This is a genomic window from Pseudomonas sp. RC4D1, assembly GCF_018390395.1.
GTDB lineage: Bacteria > Pseudomonadota > Gammaproteobacteria > Pseudomonadales > Pseudomonadaceae > Aquipseudomonas > Aquipseudomonas danubii.
The window spans coordinates 565,483-586,428 of the sequence record NZ_JAHBAW010000001.1 but is presented as its reverse complement, the minus strand read 5'-3'; the positions used below and the strand labels follow the sequence as shown (position 1 = coordinate 586,428).

The 20,946-nt window shown below is 64.2% G+C and carries 18 protein-coding genes and 1 tRNA gene; 17 read left to right on the top strand and 2 right to left on the bottom strand.

The window, feature by feature from the left end; translation table 11 throughout:
* Positions 1–6: 6 nt before the first annotated feature.
* The 5 genes from KHO49_RS02730 to KHO49_RS02710 all read left to right on the top strand — a co-directional run bounded on the left by KHO49_RS02730 (position 7) and on the right by KHO49_RS02710 (position 5,392).
* Positions 7–759, top strand: coding sequence for an ABC transporter substrate-binding protein (locus KHO49_RS02730; protein WP_102882144.1), 753 nt, complete (start codon positions 7–9; stop codon positions 757–759).
* A 65-nt stretch (positions 760–824) separates the two neighbouring features.
* Positions 825–1,520: an ABC transporter permease gene (locus KHO49_RS02725; protein WP_016963587.1), complete on the top strand. Its 696-nt coding sequence runs from the start codon at positions 825–827 to the stop codon at positions 1,518–1,520.
* Complete coding sequence (locus tag KHO49_RS02720) at positions 1,517–2,206, top strand: ABC transporter permease (RefSeq protein ID WP_016963588.1); 690 nt, start codon at positions 1,517–1,519, stop codon at positions 2,204–2,206. The genes KHO49_RS02725 and KHO49_RS02720 overlap by 4 nt, the downstream gene beginning before the upstream one ends.
* Positions 2,207–2,254: 48 nt before the next feature.
* Positions 2,255–3,466, top strand: coding sequence for a methyltransferase (locus KHO49_RS02715; RefSeq protein ID WP_213664578.1), 1,212 nt, complete (start codon positions 2,255–2,257; stop codon positions 3,464–3,466).
* A 294-nt stretch (positions 3,467–3,760) separates the two neighbouring features.
* On the top strand, positions 3,761–5,392 hold the full coding sequence (locus KHO49_RS02710) for a BBE domain-containing protein (RefSeq protein WP_213664577.1): 1,632 nt from the start codon (positions 3,761–3,763) through the stop codon (positions 5,390–5,392).
* Positions 5,393–5,766: 374 nt separating this feature from the next.
* Here the strand turns inward: KHO49_RS02710 and KHO49_RS02705 are convergent, their stop codons facing one another.
* Positions 5,767–7,350: a zinc-binding metallopeptidase family protein gene (locus tag KHO49_RS02705; protein ID WP_110595348.1), complete on the bottom strand. Its 1,584-nt coding sequence runs from the start codon at positions 7,348–7,350 to the stop codon at positions 5,767–5,769.
* A 316-nt stretch (positions 7,351–7,666) separates the two neighbouring features.
* On the opposite strand from KHO49_RS02705, the gene KHO49_RS02700 reads away from it, so the two are divergent.
* From KHO49_RS02700 to KHO49_RS02660, 9 genes are all read left to right on the top strand, one after another.
* On the top strand, positions 7,667–8,584 hold the full coding sequence (locus KHO49_RS02700) for a LysR substrate-binding domain-containing protein (protein ID WP_123391697.1): 918 nt from the start codon (positions 7,667–7,669) through the stop codon (positions 8,582–8,584).
* A 149-nt stretch (positions 8,585–8,733) separates the two neighbouring features.
* Positions 8,734–9,825, top strand: a complete 1,092-nt coding sequence (locus KHO49_RS02695) for an ABC transporter ATP-binding protein (RefSeq protein ID WP_213664576.1) — start codon at positions 8,734–8,736, stop codon at positions 9,823–9,825.
* A gap of 91 nt (positions 9,826–9,916) precedes the next feature.
* The gene (locus tag KHO49_RS02690) at positions 9,917–11,029 is read left to right on the top strand and encodes an ABC transporter substrate-binding protein (RefSeq protein ID WP_213664575.1); all 1,113 of its coding nucleotides are present in this window, start codon (positions 9,917–9,919) and stop codon (positions 11,027–11,029) included.
* A 10-nt stretch (positions 11,030–11,039) separates the two neighbouring features.
* Positions 11,040–11,876, top strand: a complete 837-nt coding sequence (locus KHO49_RS02685; RefSeq protein WP_102882151.1) for an ABC transporter permease — start codon at positions 11,040–11,042, stop codon at positions 11,874–11,876.
* 7 nt (positions 11,877–11,883) lie between these two features.
* Positions 11,884–12,699, top strand: coding sequence for an ABC transporter permease (locus tag KHO49_RS02680; protein ID WP_102882152.1), 816 nt, complete (start codon positions 11,884–11,886; stop codon positions 12,697–12,699).
* 405 nt (positions 12,700–13,104) lie between these two features.
* Complete coding sequence (locus KHO49_RS02675; RefSeq protein ID WP_213664574.1) at positions 13,105–13,581, top strand: formate dehydrogenase subunit gamma; 477 nt, start codon at positions 13,105–13,107, stop codon at positions 13,579–13,581.
* Positions 13,581–15,140: an NADH-ubiquinone oxidoreductase-F iron-sulfur binding region domain-containing protein gene (locus tag KHO49_RS02670; RefSeq protein ID WP_213664573.1), complete on the top strand. Its 1,560-nt coding sequence runs from the start codon at positions 13,581–13,583 to the stop codon at positions 15,138–15,140. Before KHO49_RS02675 ends, KHO49_RS02670 begins: the two co-directional genes overlap by 1 nt.
* Positions 15,137–18,034, top strand: a complete 2,898-nt coding sequence (gene fdhF / locus KHO49_RS02665; protein WP_110595343.1) for a formate dehydrogenase subunit alpha — start codon at positions 15,137–15,139, stop codon at positions 18,032–18,034. Before KHO49_RS02670 ends, fdhF begins: the two co-directional genes overlap by 4 nt.
* Positions 18,031–18,252, top strand: a complete 222-nt coding sequence (locus tag KHO49_RS02660; RefSeq protein ID WP_102862704.1) for a formate dehydrogenase subunit delta — start codon at positions 18,031–18,033, stop codon at positions 18,250–18,252. The genes fdhF and KHO49_RS02660 overlap by 4 nt, the downstream gene beginning before the upstream one ends.
* A gap of 40 nt (positions 18,253–18,292) precedes the next feature.
* Here KHO49_RS02660 and KHO49_RS02655 read toward each other — a convergent pair whose 3' ends face one another.
* The gene (locus KHO49_RS02655; protein ID WP_249735461.1) at positions 18,293–18,640 is read right to left on the bottom strand and encodes a hypothetical protein; all 348 of its coding nucleotides are present in this window, start codon (positions 18,638–18,640) and stop codon (positions 18,293–18,295) included.
* Between the two features lie 255 nt (positions 18,641–18,895).
* On the opposite strand from KHO49_RS02655, the gene KHO49_RS02650 reads away from it, so the two are divergent.
* The 3 genes from KHO49_RS02650 (at position 18,896) to KHO49_RS02640 (ending at position 20,945) form a co-directional block, all read left to right on the top strand.
* Positions 18,896–18,971: transfer RNA gene (locus KHO49_RS02650), tRNA-Thr, on the top strand.
* A gap of 425 nt (positions 18,972–19,396) precedes the next feature.
* Positions 19,397–19,783, top strand: a complete 387-nt coding sequence (locus KHO49_RS02645) for a c-type cytochrome (protein WP_110595342.1) — start codon at positions 19,397–19,399, stop codon at positions 19,781–19,783.
* A gap of 31 nt (positions 19,784–19,814) precedes the next feature.
* The gene (locus tag KHO49_RS02640) at positions 19,815–20,945 is read left to right on the top strand and encodes a lysozyme inhibitor LprI family protein (RefSeq protein ID WP_213664572.1); all 1,131 of its coding nucleotides are present in this window, start codon (positions 19,815–19,817) and stop codon (positions 20,943–20,945) included.
* Position 20,946 lies beyond the last annotated feature (1 nt).

The following is a 20,946-nucleotide window of genomic DNA, read 5'->3' as shown; positions in this document are numbered from 1 at the left end:
ACACGCATGCAGAGCTATAAGAAGATCCTCCTGGCCGCTGCCGTCACTCTGGCTTTCAGCGCCAGCGCTGCCGCCGAGACCCTGAAAATGGGCATCGAGGCCGCCTACCCACCGTTCAACAACAAGGATGCCAGCGGCCAAGTGGTCGGCTTCGACAAGGACATCGGCGACGCCCTGTGCGCCAAGATGAAAGTCGAATGCACCGTGGTCACTTCCGACTGGGACGGCATCATTCCGGCCCTGAACGCGAAGAAGTTCGACTTCCTGATCTCCTCGCTGTCGATCACCGACGAGCGCAAGCAGGCGGTGGACTTCACCGACCCGTACTACTCCAACAAGCTGCAGTTCATCGCGCCCAAGGCCAAGACCGACTTCAAGACCGACAAGGCCTCGCTCAAGGGCAAGATCATCGGCGCGCAACGGGCGACCCTGGCCGGCACCTGGCTGGAAGACAACCTGGGTGACGACATCACCATCAAGCTCTACGACACCCAGGAAAACGCCTACCTGGACCTGACCTCCGGCCGCCTGGACGCGATCCTGGCCGACAAGTACGTCAACTACGAGTGGCTGAAAAGCGAAGCCGGCAAGCCTTACGAGTTCAAGGGCGACCCGGTTGAAGAAAGCGACAAGATCGGGATTGCCGTGCGCAAGAAAGATCCACTGCGCGAGAAGCTGAACGCCGCCCTGAAAGAAATCGTGGCCGACGGCACTTACAAGAAGATCAACGACAAGTACTTCCCGTTCAGCATCTATTGATACTGACTTGCCTGACCGGCGCCTGCCCCCTGGGCGCCGGTCCTTAGCAAAGCCATCCAGACCCCATGAATATCGATCTCTACGGATTCGGCCCGGCGCTCGCCGCCGGTGCGCTGATGACCGTCAAGCTGGCCCTCTCGGCGTTATGCCTGGGACTGGTGCTCGGTCTGCTCGGCGCCTTGGCCAAGACTTCTCCGTACAAGCCGTTGCAATGGCTTGGCGGCGCTTATTCGACCCTGGTGCGCGGCGTTCCCGAGCTGCTCTGGGTCCTGCTCATCTACTTCGGTACGGTCAACCTGATGCGTGCCCTGGGCGAGTTCTTCGGCAACCCCGACCTTGAACTCAATGCCTTCGCCGCCGGGGTGATCGCCCTTGGCCTGTGCTTCGGCGCCTACGCCACTGAAGTGTTCCGCGGCGCGATCCTGGCCATTCCCAAGGGCCACCGCGAGGCCGGCATGGCCCTGGGCCTGTCGAAATGGCGGATCTTCACCCGGCTGATCATGCCGCAGATGTGGCGCATCGCCCTGCCGGGCCTGGGCAACCTGTTCATGATCCTGATGAAGGACACCGCCCTGGTGTCGGTGATCGGCCTGGAAGAAATCATGCGTCACTCGCAGATTGCCGTGACCGTTTCCAAGCAGCCGTTCACCTTCTATATGGTCGCCGCCTTCATGTACCTGGGCCTGACCGTGCTGGCCATGACCGGCATGCACTTCCTGGAAAAACGCGCCGCTCGCGGCTTCGCAAGGAGCGCCCAATGAACTGGGAAGTGATCATCAAATGGCTGCCAAAGCTGGCTCAGGGTGCAACCCTGACCCTGGAGCTGGTGGCCATCGCGGTCATCGCCGGCCTGCTGCTGGCGATCCCCCTGGGCATCGCCCGCTCATCACGGCTGTGGTACGTGCGCGCCCTGCCCTACGCCTACATTTTCTTCTTCCGCGGCACACCGCTGCTGGTGCAGCTGTTCCTGGTGTACTACGGGCTGGCGCAGTTCGATGCGGTACGTGAAAGCGCACTGTGGCCTTATCTGCGCGATCCGTTCTGGTGCGCCACTGTGACCATGACCCTGCACACTGCGGCCTACATCGCCGAGATCCTGCGCGGTGCGATCCAGGCCATCCCGCCGGGTGAAATCGAGGCCGCGCGGGCCCTGGGCATGTCCCGACCCAAGACGCTGTTCTACATCATCCTGCCGCGCGCTGCGCGCATCGGCCTGCCGGCCTACAGCAACGAAGTGATCCTGATGCTCAAGGCCAGTGCCCTGGCCAGCACCGTAACCCTGCTGGAACTGACCGGCATGGCACGCACCATCATTGCCCGCACCTACCTGCCGGTGGAGATCTTCTTCGCCGCCGGGCTGTTCTACCTGGTGATGGCCTACGTCCTGGTACGCGGCTTCAAGCTGCTGGAACGCTGGCTGCGAGTCGACGCCTGCCAGGGACGCTGACCTTCCCCCGCTCCCACCAGGGAGCGGGCCTGCCCGGACCCACCGCCCATGCCCTCGATCCTCCAAGGCCCCGCGCTGCTCGATCGCTTCCAGGCCCTGGACGGCTTCCTGCTTGAACACCAGGCGCTCTGGCGCCCGCGCCCGTTCCACCATCTGCAACTGCCGTGGGAAACCGCTCATCCCGAACTCGCCCAGTGGCTACGCCAACGCTCCCTGGAAGACGCCGAAGCCGCCCACAACCAGCCGCAGCAACTCCAGGCACCGGCGCCCTTTGCCCCACTGGCGGAGCAGGCCCGAGCACTCGGCGCGCTGGGCGAACTCCCCATAAAGGCACTGCCCGCGCCTCACCCGCGCCTCAATGTCGACGTGCCCGGGCGCAAATGGCAGCAGATCGAAGCCTTCGCCGCCTGCCTGCAATTCGACCGCGCTCCGACTCACTGGCTCGACTGGTGCTCCGGCAAGGGCCACCTCGGCAGGCGCCTGCTGCAACCCGGGCAGCAACTGACCTGCCTGGAATACGACCCGGCGCTGATCGACAGTGGCGAGCAACTGAGCCGGCACCACGGTTTGCCCGCCCGCCATGTGCAACAGGACGTGCTGGCCGATGACACAGCCCAGCACCTCTGCGCCGAGCACAGTCCGGTGGCCCTGCATGCGTGCGGCGATCTGCATGTGCGCTTGATCCAGCTGGCCAGCCAGCAGGGTTGTCCACAGCTGGCCATTGCCCCGTGCTGCTACAACCGCACCCGCGCCAGCCACTACCGGGGCTTATCCACAGCGGCCCAGGCCTCGCGCCTGGAACTGTCCCTGGAGGACCTGGCCCTGCCCATGAGCGAAACCGTCACCGCCGGCGCCCGGGTCCGGCGTCAGCGCGACACCTCCATGGCCCGGCGCCTGGCCTTCGACCTGCTGCAACGGCAAGTGCGGGGCCTCGACGAATACCTGCCGACACCCTCGCTGCCCAGCCACTGGCTGGACAAACCCTTCGCCGACTACTGCCGCGACCTGGCCGCCCTCAAGGACTTATCCACAGTCGATTGCCAGGATTGGGCCGCGCTCGAAGCCGCCGGCTGGCAGCGCCTGGCCCAGGTGCGCAATCTGGAACTGCTGCGCGGCCTGTTCCGCCGCCCGCTGGAATTGTGGCTGGCCCTGGATCGCGGACTGTTCCTGCAAGAACAGGGCTATGCCGTGCGCCTCGGCACCTTCTGCGAGGCCCCCTTGACCCCCCGCAATCTGCTCCTGCTGGCAGAACGCCCATAACCTGCCGCTGCACCGGCTCTAGCCGATGCTCGTCGTGCAGCCCCCCTGCGGCCAGTGGCCTTGAAAAACGGACATCGGACACCCCATGGGAAACCCACAACCCATTGAAAGTCGCCGATCAAGCCGGGGGATGTCCGCAACTTCACAAAAGAAAAAAACCAAGCTCATGACGCCTACTAGTCTCTAAGGCGTGCAGGGCATATGCCGCACTCAAGCCACAGCTCTGGCGCAACTCAAGCGGTCATGTTTCGACAGGAAGTCACCAAGTTCACCATCACTGACAGGGAGTTAACCATGAACATCATCGACCCTCAGGCACACACCTACGAAACCCTGCAAAAGGGTTTCAACTTGCGTTGGCCACCCAGTATCGAACAGGGCGCGAACCGAATTTATGTGTGTACAACACCTGATGAAGTTCTGACGGCAGCCAATACAGCACTGCATGATGGCTATCGCATTACGGTGCGCAGTGGCGGCCACTGCTACGAGGGCTTTGTTTCCAACAAGTTGAGCGGCGAGACACAAAACCTGGCGATTATCGACATCGGTGAAATGAAAGGCCTGAAGTACGACGAGAGCCAAACCATCACTTCTCCCTGGGATAGCCAGAACAAGAAGTATCGTTTCATGGCATTGACCGGCAATCAGAACTGGGACGGCTACCTGTCGCTGTACAAGCAGGCCGGGCGCACCCTTCCTGGCGGCTCATGTTATTCGGTCGGTTTGGGCGGGCACATCAGCGGCGGCGGTTACGGTTTGTTATCGCGCCTTCAGGGCTTGACCGTGGACTGGGTCACCGGCGTCGACATGCTTGTGCCTGTGGAAAACTCAAGGCAACTGGAGTTCCGGCATGTTCGCGCGGACAGTCCCTCGAACAACGACAAGGCATTGTTCACCGCCTGTTGCGGGGCCGGCGGTGGCAACTTCGGCATCATCATCGGCTACTACTTCGACCAACTCCCCCAAGCCCCGCAACAAGCCTACTGGATTCCCCTGGCCTACCCGTGGAAAGAGCTGATTCCCAACTTCTCGAACTTCCTGCGGGCCTATTGGCAATGGTTCTCGGATAACGACGCCAACGCGACCAGCCTGGTGGAAGGCGTAGGCAACGGCGGCTTGTTCACCCTGCTGAAACTCAACCATGTGGATACCTCCGACCATGTGGTGCTGGCGATCCAGTACACCGGCCCTAATGGCCGGGTCGGCGGCGCCAACGATATCCCGCTCAACGACTTCATCAGCAAGATGAATGCCGCGGCGGGCATCACGCCAACCCTGCATGACGGCTTCATCGCCCCCAACATTGCCCCGCTCAGGCACCCGCTCGCCGGCAGGAAATTCAAAGGGGCGGTGGCTGAACACACGGCAATGGATTGGCTGTACGTCACTCAAATGATCAACGGCTCGGGCAACAATCAGCGGGGCAAATACAAGTCTGACTATCAGGTCGAACAATTCTCCGATCAGGCCTGCAAGGCTTTGCTGACGCACTTGACCGAAGCTACGCCAGACAAACGCTTCAGCCAGTCGCTGGTGCAGATCGATTCCTACGGCGGGGCCATCAACAAAAAGGGCATGGGCACCACCGCGGTTCCGCAAAGAAGCTCACTGCTCAAAGCCCAGTACCAGACGTACTGGACCCACGCTGCCGACGACGCGGTGCAAATCGCCTGGATTCGCAACATCTTCACCGCCGTGCACGGCGGCAAGCCAAAGCGCCCTGCCTACGATGGCTGCTACATCAACTACCCCGATGTGGACATGAAGTACACCGCCACCGGCGCGGTAGACCCCGACTGGTTGAACTTGTACTACGGCTGGAATAGCGAACTCATCAACAGACTGTCCAACTTGAAAGCCGCCATCGACCCCAACAACCTGTTTCGTCATGAACTGTCCATCCCGGCCACAAAGGCCGAGTAGGTCGCAGCCTGGCCACCCACCGGCAGCATGACCACAGCCTGCTCGGCTGAGCCTGCGTCGCAGGTTCGATGAGCAGGCTGTGGAGCCGTGCGACAGGCTGTCGCGACCTGTGGATAAGTCTGTTGATGGAATTCTGGCAAAGCCTTGGATTGCATGGCGCTGGAGGACTTTCGCAGACTGGTCATTTTTTGTTCATAAAATAAAAGCCCGAAAAAACAGCCAGTTGCATAAAGATGAGAACGGCTCCACAAATTCGACAGTTCCCGGCCCTGGCAACCCATCCGTTGTGCATAAACACCTGAGCGAACGGGCATAACGCCCCTCGCCCAAGTGCCTTGGAGCGACCTCAGGCAAGGGCCTGATAGCGGCTGCCCCTACTCGTCGGCCCGCGCTGGAATCCACCACTCTTCGCCCCGGGCGGTGCTGATGTACTCCGGCCAACGGAAATCATGGGGCACCTTGAAGTCCTCGGGCAGCAGCGGCGCCTGCCAGCGGCTGCCGCCGATGCCGCCGCCGGTACGCTCGACAAACTCGGCCTTGGCCGCGCTCAACAGGGCCTCGTCGGTCAGCAGGTCCACCAGGGTCGCGGCGATGGTCTTGGCGGCGACCTCGATCATCGGGTCGATGGTCTGGCGAATGCCGCCCAAAGCGTTGGACACCCAGTCCGGATAGACCGTGCCCGGCGGCGCGCTGAGCATCGGCCGGGCCACCAGCAGGCGCACGGTCGGGCAGTGCCAGGTGTATTCCGGGTAGTCGTCGGAGGTCAGGTAGTTCTGCCAGGCCGGCATTTGCAGGCGCATCTGGCGTTCGCATTCCTGGGGCTCGATCAAGGCTTCGGTGGCCGGCAGGAAGGGCTTGTCCATGGCTTCAAGGCCGAGGTTGCGCTGGATCTCGCGAGCGATTTCCCGCGCTTCTTCGTCCCACTGCGGGGCCCCTACTGCCGCCAGGTTGTCGTAGGTGGCCTGGGCCATGACGTGGTTGGGCAGGCCGCCCCGGGACTTGCAGACCCAGGTCTTTTTCCAGCGACAGCCGGTGGCCATGGCCGCCGCCGCAGCGTTGTTGTCCATGACCTGGGAGATGGTTTCGGCCTGCTCGATGGAGTCGCAACGCAGCAGGTACTGGATCTGCGACAGGTGCGGCGGCAGGTTGTCGGCGGTGGCCTGGCCGGCGGTGAGAATCGCCTCGTTGTAGCTCCACAGGCCGGTGAACGGCAGGGTCGAGCGACGCAGACTTTCGTTGAGGGTGTAGAAATGCACCAGGGCGTCGTTGGCCCCCGGCGCTCGGGCCGCCAGATGATTCTGCGGAATCGGGCTGTAACGATCGGCGGCGATCCAGTTCTGCGGGTCCTCGCAGGTGAAGCTGTAGATGTAGGCGTAGGCAATGCCGCAGTGCGTGTCCCAGGTGGTGGTGTTGTTCAGCGGCAGCATGTAGGTGGGGTGGAAGCTAATGGCCGCGTCGAGGTCGTCGTAGTAGCCCTTGGCGGCGTGGACCGGCTTGGAGGCGCGGAGTTTTTCCGCCGGCTCGCCGAAGAACCTGATGCTGCCCTGCAGGCCGAATTCCACCATGGTCGCCTTGGCCGCCAGGGCCCCGCCGAGGGCGCTGATGCCCAGGGCCGAATGCGGGTCGGTGTGCCCCGGCGCAAAGCGCGACAGGCCATCGCGCGGCTGCTTGCGGGTGGTGGCCGCCTGGCAGTTGCCGGGCACCGCATCGTATTCGCCGTAGGTGGCCAGCAGCGGGCCCTGGCCCTGGGTGAAGGTGGCGCAGAAGGCCGTGGGCATGCCGCCGCTGCCGCGCTCGACGGTGAAGCCCTCGGCTTCCAGCAGCTGCACATACCAGGCACAGGACTTGTATTCACGGAACGCCGGCTCGGCGTAATGCCAGATGATCTGGTGCCAGTCCGACAGTTGCTGGCGGTGGCGCTCAACCCAATCGAGAGCGAATGCTTTGTAGCGGGACATGCGCGGCACTCCTGGTTATCCAGGTTCCGGCCGGCCGCTGCCCGGACGCCTCGGCACCCGTGCAAGACCTGCAGGACCTCTTGTTGTTATAGGGATGGTCCGGTCGGTTGCGGCCCGGATCGAGGTCCAGTATTGGTGAAGCGGCTGCGACATCAATCGAATTTTTTCGCCAGCAATGTCAAAGAAAATTGACCAGTTCGGCGCCGGCGCGGCCCATACTGCGACGCGGCCGGCCCCTCCTCGGGGTCCTGCCTGGGCAGCACCCAGGTACCGGCCGGGCCCCTTCGAAGACAGGTTTCCTTGACCCGGAGTTTGCATGCGCTATCCCTCGATCACTGCCCTGCGCGCCCTCGACGCCGTGGCCCGGCTCGGTAGCGTGACCGCCGCCGCCCAGCAACTGAGCCTGACCCGCAGCGCCATCAGCCACCAGATCATCAGCCTGGAACAGAGCCTGGGTTTTGCCCTCACCGAACGGGTCGGGCGCGGCATCGGCCTGACCTACCAGGGCGAGTGCTACGCCCGGGAAGTGCGGCGCATCCTCGCGGACATCCAGGACGCCGGAAGGCGCTTCGACGGCCAGGCGGTGTCGGGCAAATTGCGCATCAGCTGCAACCCGGGCTTTGCCAGTTTCTGGCTGTGCAACCACATCAACGGCTTCCTGCGCCAATACCCCCAGGTGCAGCTGCAAGTGGTCAGCCCTCGTGCCCAGGACGACACCAGCGACGCCGAGGCCGACCTGTTCATCGCCTATGGCATCGGCGACTGGCCGGGGCTGCTGGTGGAGCAGATCGTCACCCTGCGCTTTTCACCGGTGTGCAGTCCGCGCCTGATCAACGCCATCGGCGGTTTGAAGAGCCCGCAGGACCTCAAGGACTTTCCGTTGATCCACATGAGCGACAGCAGCGACTGGCGGGTCTGGCTGGCGGCCGCCGGTGCCAGTCAGGTCAACCCCGACCGTGGCATTACCTTCTCCGACGCCCATTGCGCGCAGTCCGCCTGCATCGCCGCCCAGGGCGTGGCCATCGGCGACAACCTGCTCAGCGGCGACGCCCTGGCCCGGGGGCTGCTGGTGCGCCCGTTCGACATCAGCATCAGCGCCCTGCGCGGTTATTTCCTGGTGATCGATCCGGCCAAGGCCGAACGGCCGGCGGTCCAGGCGTTCAGCGACTGGCTGAAAAACCAACTGCTGGTCAGTGCCCAAAGCATCAGCGACAACCCGCTGAGCGAGCCGTGAAGGCCGGGTCGAATGGGAAATTTCACTCACCAATGAGGCAAAAATTATTCCATTGATGTGGCGTTGCTTTTCACAATAATGAGTTCACCACCTGCTGCACACACAATAAAAACTCAATCGTGCAGGTGGGTTTCCGGGAGATCTCTGTAGTGTCCAGCAGCCCCTCGACTCAACTCAGCGCCCAAGGAATCAGCCAGTATTACGGCAACTTCACTGCCCTGGACGGCATCGATCTGGACGTTCGCCAAGGCGAATTCCTCACCCTGCTGGGCCCCTCCGGCTCAGGCAAGACCACCCTGTTGATGATCCTCGCGGGCTTCCTCAGCCCCAGCGCCGGCAAGCTGCTGGAGCGTGGCGTCGACATCAGCCGGCGCCCGGCGGAAAAACGCAACTACGGCATGGTGTTCCAGGGCTACGCCCTGTTCCCGCACATGAGCGTGGCCGACAACGTCGCCTACCCGCTGCGCATTCGTGGGGTGAAGGCCGAGGAGCGCCAGCGCCGGGTCAAGCACATCCTCGAGGTGGTGGGCCTGGGGGCTCACCTGCACAAGAAGCCTTCCGAGCTTTCCGGTGGTCAGCAACAGCGCGTGGCCATTGCCCGGGCCCTGGTGTTCGAACCGGACATGTTGCTGCTGGACGAGCCGCTGTCGGCCCTGGACAAGAACCTGCGCGAGCAACTGCAGACCGAGCTGCAGCGCATTCACCGCCAGGTCGGCACCAGCTTCGTCTTCGTCACCCACGACCAGGGTGAAGCCCTGGCCCTGTCGACCCGAATCGCCATCTTCAACCAGGGACGACTGGCGCAGATCGACACCCCGGAAACCATCTACGACCGGCCGAAAAACCGCTTCGTCGCCGAGTTCCTCGGCAAGATGAACCTGTTCCCGCTACAGGGCCTTTCCCGCAACGGCGGCCAGGCCAGCGGGCGCTTTGGCGACAGCCCGCTGCACGCCACCACGACCGGGGACATCAGCAACCAGCCGCAGTTGCTGGCGGTGCGTCCGGAACACATGACCCTGCATACCGAGCGCCCGCAAGCCGGCGAACACAACGTGCTGCCCGCCTGCCTTGGCGAGCGGGTCTACCAGGGCTCCAGCACCCACCTGGCGCTGAACATCAGCCCGGAACTGGCACCGGTCAACCTCTCGGTGCCCGGCGATCACCCCGGCGCCCGATTGCCCAGTGGCACCCCGGTGTGGCTGAGCTGGCCGGTGCGCCACAGCTTCCTGCTGGAAGCCTGAGCCGACCACGCTCGCTGTCGAGCGTTTGCGTAGAAAGCCAATAACACTATCGGCCGGCGCCTGGCGCATCGGCCTCGCGAGGACTTGCCCCATGAGCCAGCACCATCAACGCGACTGCATCGAAATCCTCATCGAAAAAGCCCGTGGCGGGCAGGTCAGCCGCCGCACCTTCCTCCAGGCCATGGGCCTGCTGGCCGCGGTGCCCCTGGCGCTGCGCAGTGGCATCAGTTGGGCGGCGGACAAACCGCTGGTGGTGGTCAACTGGGGCGGCGACGCGCTCAACGCCTTCCGCAGCGCCTGGACTGATAGCTTCACCCAGAGCACCGGCATCCCGGTGCGCATCGACGGCGCCGGCCCCACCGAAGGGGCGATCCGCTCACAGCTGGCCAGCGGCCGGCCGAGCTGGGACGTGGTGGATGTGGACAGCTACAGCGCCATGACCCTGGGCCGCGACAAGGTCCTCCAGCCCCTGGACTACAGCGTGGTGCAACGGGATCTGGTGGCCCCGGAGCTGTCCCACGAACACGGCGTCGCCGGCTACCTGTTCAGCTACGTGATCGCCTGGGACAGCCAGAAATACGGCAACAACGGCCCCAAGAACTGGGCCGATTTCTGGAACGTGGAGCAATTCCCCGGCAAGCGCACCCTCTACAAGTGGATGAACGGCATGCTCGAAGCCGCGCTGCTGGCCGACGGCGTGGCCGCTGACCAGCTGTACCCGCTGGACGTGCCTCGGGCCTTGCGCAAGATCGATGAGCTCAAGCCCCACGTCCTGTCGTTCTGGGGCTCGGGCGCCGAAAGCCAGCAGCTGATGATCGAAGGCGAAGCCTCCATGGGCGCCATCTGGCACACCCGCGCCACCCTGCTCCACGAGGACAGCGAGGGCCGCATCCAGTGGGGCTTCGACCATGCTTTCCTCAACGCCAGCAGTTGGGGCGTGCTCAAGGACAACCCGGCAGGCGCCACACCGGCCATGCAATTCATCCAGCACGCCTTGCAGCCCACCGGCCAGTTGAAGCTGTTCGAAGCCCTGGGCAACGGCCCGTCCAACGCCGCCACCCAGCAGTTGATGAGCGCCGAACAGCGGGAGATCAACTGCGCCTCCGAAGCCAACATGAAGAAGCAGATCTTCCTCAACACCCAGTGGTACGCCGACCACTACTCCAGCACCCTGGAGCAGTACCTGACCCACCTGTCCAAGTGAGCCGTCGACCATGAGTGCAACCCGAACCGCACGCCTGGAACGCAGCCTGCTGCTGTTTCCCCTGCCGTTGCTGCTGGTGGTGTTCTACCTGCTGCCGTTCTTCGGCGTGGTGAGCTGGAGCTTCACCCTGCCCGAGCCCGGGATCGAGCAATACCAGCGCATTGCCACGGACCCGGCGATCCACGACATGCTCCTGCGCACCTTGCGCCTGTGCCTGACCGTGAGCCTTCTGGCCCTGGTGATCGGCTACCTGCTGGCCTATTGCTGGGTGTTCAGCCCGCCGTTCTGGCAGCGCATGGTGGAGATCTGCGTGTTCATCCCGTTCTGGATCTCGGTGCTGGTGCGGGCCTTCGGCTGGCTGATCGCCCTGCGCAGCAATGGCGTGGTCAACGACAGCCTGCTGTCCCTGGGCTGGATCGATCATCCGTTGCAGCTGACCCGCAACGAGCTGGGGGTGGTGATCGGCATGCTGCACTTCATGATCCCCTATGCGCTGTTCCCGCTGCTGTCGAGCATGCGCCAGCTGGATCAACGGGTGCTGCTGGCCTCCCGTGGACTGGGGGCCGGCGCGCTGCGGACCTTCTGGCAAGTGCTGCTGCCCCAGACTCTGCCAGGGCTGCTGGGGGCCTTCATCATGGTCTTCGTGTTCTGCCTGGGCTTCTTCATCACCCCGGTGCTGCTGGGCGGCGGGCAGACGGTGATGATCGCCGAGTACGTGTTCCTGCAGATGTTCCAGACCAGCAACTGGGGCCTGGGCGCGGCCCTGAGCCTGGTGTTGCTGACCCTGGTCAGCGCGCTGATCTGGCTGCTGCTGCGCATCACCCGTGTCAATCGACTGGTGGGTTGAGGTCACTATGAATACACATCGCACTGCCCTGAGTACCCGCTTGATCGCCGTGATCGCCATGGCCTTCATGCTGTTCCCGCTGCTGACGGTGATCCCGGTGTCGTTCACCGCCAAGCGCTACCTGTCGATGCCGGACGGCAATTGGTCGCTGCGCCACTACGAGGCGCTGCTGAGCAACCCCGACTGGTTGTCGAGCATCGGCCAGAGCCTGGCCATTGCCAGCGCCACCAGCCTGATCGCCACCGTGCTGGCGGTGAGCTTCAGCCTCGGCATCTGGTACCTGCGCTCGCGCCTGGCGACCTTGCTGATCGGTCTGGTGCTGCTGCCCATGGCCATTCCGCCGGTGATCTCGGCGCTGGTGCTGTATTTCATGGAAACCAACCTGGGGCGCATCGCCCCGGGCTGGGGCTACGACACCCTGCCCGGGGTGGTGATCGCCCACGTGGTGATGGTGGTGCCCTACGGCGTGGTGACCATGCTGGTGGCCCTGAGCCAGGTGGACCGGCGCATCGAGCTGGCCTCGCGCAACCTGGGAGCGAGCCTGATGCAGACCACCTTCCTGGTGATGCTGCCCAACCTCAAGCTGGGGATCTTCTCCACCGCGCTGCTGAGCTTTGCCCTGTCCTGGGAGGAGGTGGCGGTGACCCTGTTCATCACCAGCGTCGACGTCAACACCCTGCCGCGGCGGATCTGGAGCGGCCTGCGGGACAACGTCGACCCCAGCGTGGCGGCGATCTCGGTGCTGCTGATCGGCCTGACCCTGCTGGTGCTCATGGGCCGCCTGGCCTTGCAGTACGCCGCCCAGCGCCGCGCCCGCACCTGACAGGCCCCTGTGGCGAGGGAGCTCGCTCGCCCCCCCTTCTTTCGCGCTCGTGACTAATCGCCTTCTAGCTGACCGACGTCATGCCTCGCCCCCCGCGTTTTATCCGATAGTGCGCAGCTCGCTCCAACGGCTTGCCCGGGCTCTTCTAGACTCGATGGGTGGTCGTATTCGGAACCGAACGGGTCGCTTTCGTGCGGTTCAATCAGAGGCAGCGTGTCAAGCTGCCCTTTATGCCCTGAACAGGTGCGGCAACGACCGCACCGGGTACAACAAGATACCCATTCAGGGTGCATGGCCAACGGCCTGAAACGCCGCGCTACCGTGACGTGGCAACCAGCGCCGCAGCCGACACTTTCGGACAGCCGACAACCACCAGGTTCGTCCGTGACCGTGAGGAATTGCTGTATGCCTGATGAAACACTGCATCTGCCGTTGATCCACACCCTGCTGGAGCGTCACAAAGGCTCCCCGGGTGCGCTGTTGCCGATTCTCCATCAGATTCAGGAAGAGCTCGGCTACATCCCCGATCTGGCCGTCCCCGACATCGCCCATGCGCTCAATCAGAGCCAGGCGGAAGTGCGCGGGGTGATCAGCTTCTACCATGATTTTCGTACCGCGCCACCGGCGCGGCACATCCTGCGCCTGTGCCGTGCCGAGTCCTGCCAGAGCCGCGGCGCCGAGCAACTGGCGGCGCAACTGCGCGCACGCCTGCAACTGGATGACCACGGCAGCAGCGCCGACGGTTCCATCAGCCTGCGGCCGGTGTACTGCCTGGGAGCCTGTGCCTGCTCGCCGGCCCTGGAGCTGGATGGACAGTTGCATGCCCGAGTCAGCGCCGAACACCTGGACACGCTGCTGGACAGTTGCCGGGAGGACGCGTGATGCCGAGCCTCTATCTGCCCTGTGATTCCCTGGCCCGGGCCGTGGGCGCCGACGCGGTGGCCGACGCCATCGCCGCCCAGGCCGAGCAGCACCAACTGCCGCTGCAACTGCAACGCACCAGCTCCCGAGGCCTGTACTGGCTGGAACCATTGCTGGAAGTCGATACCCCGGACGGACGCCTGGGCTTCGGCCCGGTGAGCGTCGCCGACGTGCCCTCACTGCTGAAAGCCCTGCAAGACGCCCCCACCAGCCATCCCCTGGCCCTGGGCCGAGTCGAAGACCTGCCCTACCTGAAGAGCCAGCAACGCCTGCTGTTCGCCCGCGCCGGTATCACCCGGCCGCTGTCCCTGGCGGACTATCGGGCCCACGGCGGCTTCGAGGGCCTGAGCCGCGCCATCGCCCTGGGCGGTGAGCAGACCGTGGCCGCGGTGCTCGACTCCGGCCTGCGCGGCCGCGGCGGCGCGGCTTTCCCCGCCGGGATCAAATGGCGCACCGTGCGCGACACGCCGCAGCAGCAAAAGTACGTGGTGTGCAACGCCGACGAAGGCGACTCCGGCACCTTCGCCGACCGCATGCTGATGGAAGGCGACCCATTCCTGCTGATCGAAGGCATGGCCATTGCCGGTATCGCGGTCGGCGCCAGCTACGGCTACATCTACGTGCGCTCGGAATATCCCCAGGCGGTGGCGACCCTGCGCGAGGCCCTGGACATCGCCCGGGATGCCGGGTACCTCGGGGCCAATGCCGGCGGTAGCGGCCAGGCGTTCGACATGGAGGTACGGGTCGGCGCCGGGGCCTATATCTGCGGCGAGGAAACCGCCCTGCTGGACTCCCTGGAAGGCAAGCGCGGCATCGTTCGCGCCAAGCCACCGATCCCGGCGCTGCAAGGCCTGTTCGGCCAGCCGACCCTGGTGCACAACGTGCTGACCCTGGCCTCGGTGCCGCTGATCCTGGAAAAGGGCGCGGCGTTCTATCGCGACTACGGCATGGGCCGCTCCCTGGGCACCATGCCCTTCCAACTGGCGGGCAATGTGCGTCACGGCGGCCTGGTGGAACGGGCCTTCGGCCTGACCCTGCGCGAACTGGTGGAAGGCTACGGCGGCGGCACCGCCAGCGGCCAGCCGCTGAAGGCTGCGCAAGTCGGCGGCCCGCTGGGCGCCTGGGTGCCACCGGCGCAGTTCGATACACCGCTGGATTACGAAGCCTTCGCCGCCATGGGCGCGATGCTCGGCCACGGCGGCGTGGTGGTGGCCGATGACAGCCTGGACATGGCCCACATGGCGCGCTTCGCCCTGCAATTCTGCGCTGAGGAATCCTGCGGCAAATGCACCCCGTGCCGCATCGGCTCGACCCGCGGCGTGGAGGTCATCGACCGCCTGCTGGCAGCCCCCGATCAAGGCCGCCGCGACGAGCAGGCGCTGATCCTCAAAGACCTGTGCGACACCCTGCAATACGGTTCGCTGTGCGCCCTGGGCGGGATGACCTCCTACCCGGTGGCCAGCGCCCTGAAGCACTTTCCCGCCGACTTCGGTCTGCAGCCCTCGGAGGCCGACCAATGATCAGTATTTTCGACCCTGCCACAGACATCGACCTCAACGCCGTGGACTTCGGCACCCCGGCCCGCGACAGCCAGGTGCAAGTCAGCCTGAACATCGACGGCCGCAGCATCAGCGTGCCCCAGGGCACCTCGGTGATGCGCGCCGCGGCGCTGATGGGCACCACCATTCCCAAACTCTGCGCCACCGACAGCCTGGAAGCCTTCGGCTCGTGCCGCATGTGCCTGGTGGAGATCGACGGCATGCGCGGCTACCCGGCCTCCTGCACCACCCCGGTCAGCGAAGGCATGGTGGTGCATACGCAAACGCCGAAACTGGCGACTCTGCGGCGCAACGTGATGGAGCTGTACATCTCCGACCACCCGCTGGACTGCCTGACCTGCTCGGCCAATGGCAACTGCGAACTGCAGACCGTGGCCGGCCAGGTGGGCCTGCGGGAAGTGCGCTACGGCTATGACGGCGCCAACCACCTGGACGACCAGAAAGACAGCTCCAACCCCTACTTCGACTACGACCCCAGCAAGTGCATCGTCTGCAACCGCTGCGTGCGCGCCTGCGAGGAAACCCAGGGCACCTTCGCCCTGACCATCAGCGGCCGCGGTTTCGAATCCCGGGTCGCGGCGGCCGGTGGCGACAACTTCCTGGACTCCGAATGCGTGTCCTGCGGCGCCTGCGTGCAGGCCTGCCCGACGGCGACCCTGATGGAAAAAAGCGTGGTGGAAATGGGCCAGCCGGAGCGGGCAGTGATCACCACCTGCGCCTATTGCGGGGTCGGCTGCTCGTTCCGCGCCGAGATGAAGGGCGAGCAGCTGGTGCGCATGGTTCCGGACAAGAACGGCCAGGCCAACCACGGCCATTCCTGCGTCAAGGGCCGCTTCGCCTGGGGCTACGCCACCCACCCGGATCGCATCACCAAGCCGATGATCCGCAAGCACATCAACGACCCGTGGCAGGAAGTCAGCTGGGACGAAGCGGTGACCTACGCCGCCAGCGAGCTGCGGCGCATCCAGTTCAAGTACGGCCGCGACTCCATCGGCGGCATCACCTCCAGCCGCTGCACCAACGAAGAAACCTACCTGGTACAGAAGCTGGTGCGGGCGGCCTTTGGCAACAACAACGTCGACACCTGCGCCCGGGTCTGCCACTCGCCCACCGGCTACGGCCTCAAGCAGACCCTGGGGGAATCCGCCGGGACCCAGAGCTTCGACTCGGTGATGCAGGCCGACGTGATCCTGGTGATGGGTGCCAACCCCAGCGACGCCCACCCGGTGTTCGGTTCCCAACTCAAACGGCGCCTGCGTGAAGGGGCCAAGCTGATCGTCATCGACCCACGGCGCATCGACCTGGTGGACGCGGTGCACGCCCGCGCCGAACTGCACCTGGCCCTGCGCCCGGGCACCAACGTGGCCATGCTCAATGCCCTGGCCCATGTCATCGTCACCGAGGGCCTGGTCAATCAGGCGTTCGTCGACAGCCGCTGCGAGCCGCAAGCCTTCGCCCAATGGAGCGCCTTCGTCAGCCGCGCCGACAACTCGCCGGAAGTGCTCAGCGCGATCTGTGGCGTGCCCGCCGCCGACATTCGCGCCGCCGCGCGTCTGTACGCCACCGGTGGCAACGCGGCGATCTACTACGGCCTAGGCGTCACCGAACACAGCCAGGGCAGCACCGCGGTGATGGGCATCGCCAACCTGGCCATGGCCACCGGCAACATCGGCCGCGAAGGGGTCGGGGTGAACCCGCTGCGGGGGCAGAACAACGTCCAGGGTTCATGCGACATGGGCTCCTTCCCCCACGAGCTACCGGGCTACCGGCACATCTCCAACCAGGCGGTGCGCCAGGAGTTCGAGCAGGCCTGGAACGTCACCCTGCAAGCCGACCCCGGGCTGCGCATTCCCAACATGTTCGAAGCGGCCCTGGGCGGCAGCTTCAAGGGCCTGTACTGCCAGGGCGAGGACATCGCCCAGAGCGACCCCAACACCCAGCACGTGACCGCGGCCCTGTCGGCCATGGAATGCGTGGTGGTGCAGGACATCTTCCTCAACGAAACCGCCAAGTTCGCCCACGTGTTCCTGCCGGGCTCCTCGTTCCTGGAAAAGGACGGCACCTTCACCAACGCCGAACGGCGCATCTCCCGGGTGCGCAAGGTCATGGAGCCCCTGGGCGGCAAGGCCGACTGGGAAGGCACCCTGGCCCTGGCCGCGGCCCTGGGTTACCCGATGCACTACAACCATCCCTCGGAAATCATGGATGAGATCGCCCGCCTGACCCCGACCTTCACCGGTGTCAGCTACGCCAGCCTGGACCGCCACGGCAGTCTGCAATGGCCGTGCAACGACGCCGCGCCGGACGGTACGCCAACCATGCACATCGACGAGTTCGTGCGCGGCAAGGGCCGTTTCATGCTCACCGGCTACGTGCCCACCGACGAAAAGGTCAACGGCCGCTACCCGCTGCTGCTGACCACCGGCCGCATCCTCAGCCAGTACAACGTCGGCGCCCAGACCCGGCGCACCGACAACGTCGCCTGGCACGCCGAGGACCGCCTGGAAATCCACCCCACCGACGCCGAGAGCCGGGGCATCAATGAAGGCGACTGGGTGGGCATCGGCAGCCGCGCCGGGCAGACCGTGCTGCGGGCCCGGGTTACCGAGCGGGTAGCGCCGGGGGTGGTCTACACCACCTTCCACTTCCCCGAATCGGGGGCCAACGTGATCACTACCGACAACTCCGACTGGGCCACCAACTGTCCGGAGTACAAGGTCACGGCGGTGGAAGTCAGCCGCGTCTACCACCCTTCCGAATGGCAGAAGCGCTACCAGGCCTTCAGTGAAGAACAGCAGAGTCTGCTGGACAAGCGCGGCCGGTCGCGGGGCGGCAAGGCGGAGGTGCGTCGATGAGTACCGCCAACCTGATCAAGATGGCCAACCAGATCGCCGCGTATTTTGCCAACGAGCCGGATCAGGCGCAGGCGGTGCTCAGCGTGCGCAATCACATGCAGATGTTCTGGACCCCGGCCATGCGCAAGGAACTGCTGGCCTGGCAGACCGAGCAGCAAGGCGCCGAACTGCATCCGTTGGTCCAGCAAGCAGTACGTGACGCGGGCTGGGAGGCCTAGGCAAAAGCTCCCTGGCCGGCTAACCCCCGGCCAGGGACACTCACTGACCGGGGCAACGCCGATCCGCTGGAGGCCTGGACGGGACCGCCAGCGGCAGGGTTGCCCCCACGTAGGACGGCAGCTTCGGCGCGAAACGCGGCAGCATGTCGATCTGCCTTGGCGGCAGTGGACACTGCGGATAGTTGATGTTCGCCTGTTGATCGCTGCCGAAGCGCCCGGCCTTGGCCAAGCGCTTGCTGTCACCCTGGCAACCGGCATAGGCCTCACCGCGCACCTCGCCATTGGTGATCACCCGCAACTGCGCCGTCGGCACACCCAGGGGCGGCTCCGAATAAGGCTCCACCGGCTTGACGCTACAGGCGCCGAGCAACGACAGCAGCGCCAGCAAGGGAATATTTCCAGGTTTTATGACTGATCTTTCCTTTGTCTGAAGCGGTATGAGCGGCTGAGCAGGCTATCGGCCGAGTGGGGGCCGTCTGCACTGAATCATCGGCTATCCGCCGATGATTCAAAGCCTCCTCGCGCTCGAGCCCCAGAGTGCCTGGGAACGCTAGGTATAGAGCCCGCATAGGCCCACGCAAAAATAGTCAGATTTCAGGGGTTTACAGAACCCCGCCAATCGCTATAATCGTCGCCCTAACACGCCGGTATAGCTCAGTTGGTAGAGCAACTGACTTGTAATCAGTAGGTCCCGGGTTCGACTCCTGGTGCCGGCACCATACAAAACAAAGCCCCTGCAGAAATGCAGGGGCTTTGTTGTTTTCGTGCTTCCGAAAAGCCTCACGTCATGTCGTGAGAGCGTCCACAAATTGTCCACACCTACGCTTTCGCTTCCTGGCCTGCACATTTTTCTTGAGCGTCTCGTCATGCACTCAAAAGCCTGCTTTCTTGTGAACGTTGTCTGCTCATTCACCAGAAACGCAGATTTTGCCGACACATAAAGCCACTGCCCTCCTGCGCCTTCGATCACTCATAAAATTTCGCCTCGCATCGCTAAGGCAGAGCCGTGGCTGACCAACAGCACGTATCGAAATCGAGCTGAAGCACTGTTACCGAAACCAATGAATTGGATCACCGCAACATCCCCAAATCACCGCACTTCATGCTCCAATACCCGCCGATCCCCGTTGTACACAGGCCGCCCATGAAGCCCATTTCCCTATCGATCCTGACCCTGTTGCTCCACTCCCTGCTGTTCAGCGCTCCGGCCCTGGCCGGCGATGCCGAAGCCGGTGGCAAGCTGTTCAAGCGCTTGTGCAGCGGCTGCCACAATATCGGGCCTTCGGTGCGCAGTTCGTTCGGGCCGCAGCTCAACGGCATCATCGACCGGCCGGCAGGCAGTGCCACGGACTATCAATATTCAACGGCCATGAAGTCGTCGGGCATCGTCTGGACCCGGGACAAGCTCATCCAGTACCTGGAAGACCCAAAAGCCGTGGTGCCCGGTACGCGGATGATTTTCTGGGGGCTGAGCGATGAAGAAAAAATCGATAATCTGCTGGCCTATCTGCAGACCTTCCCTTCCCCCTGATGCAAGCTCGTTTGCCTACAAGGATGTTTTGATGAAGTTTCCTCTGCTGTCGCTTGCCGCCACGGGCCTGGCCCTGGCTGTATTCATGCCCCAGTTGCAGGCCGCCGGTTTCGACTGCGCCAAGGCCTCTACCCGGGTGGAGAAAACCGTCTGCGATACGCCTACCCTGTCCGCCAAGGACGATGAGTTGAACCGCCGCTATAAGGAGCTCAAGCACCTGCAGGTGTTTCGCTTGTTGCAAACCCAGTGGCTGCGGGAAGTGCGCGACACCTGCATCGACAGCGACTGCCTGGAGTCGGCCTATCGGGCCCAGGTGAAAATGCTCACGCTGTTGCCGATCCCTCCGGCTCCCGGCAAAGGCGAGCTGCTGCCAATGGACCCCACCCGTCAGTACCGCCTGCAGGACCCTGATGACTGGCAGCGTTTCACCCTGGCCAAGTTCACCGCCGCTCCTGCCCAGGGCGATCAGCAGATCGTCGACGCCCAGGTGCTGGATGGCGTGCTGCATGTGGTGCTGTTCGTCGGTCAGTACCAGAGGGGGCGGGAAGGCTATGTCGGCACCCTCTACGAATATGCCGATGACCAGCCCGGCCTGCATCCCATTGCCCGGGATATCGGCTTTGTCGGCTGGGCCTCTCCGGGGTCCAACGATCAGGGCCAGCGCTTCGCCGGCATCGTCGACGGGGAGTTTTACTACCGCCAGCGCAGCGGCGGCGAACTGCAGCAAGGCATGAGCTATCGCCTGGGCTCGCGCAGTGCTCCCGAAGCCAGCCAGCAGGTGTTCCAGTCGCTCTCCAACACCTTGCGCCATGCCCGGGCGCGGGTCGGCCAGGATCTGAATCAGGAGAACTACAGCCTGTCCCTGGACTACGACCGGCAGAGCAACAACACCTACTCCGAGAACGTCACCGAGCACAACGACGTCGAGGCCGGCTGGAGCATCGTCAATCCCACCTGGAGCGAAACCCGCCCGGTGATGTACTTCGATAACGAAGGTCCGCGGGCCTGTATCTGGCGGGTCGACGTGCAGCACAAGGTGCTGTCCAAGATCGTCCCGGAGCATGAGGCGATTTCAGCCCGTCCTGTGGATATCCATGGCCGCGAGGCGGTGGTGTACCTGGAAGGCGATCAGCTGAAGTTCGCGATCAATCCGGATGACTGAC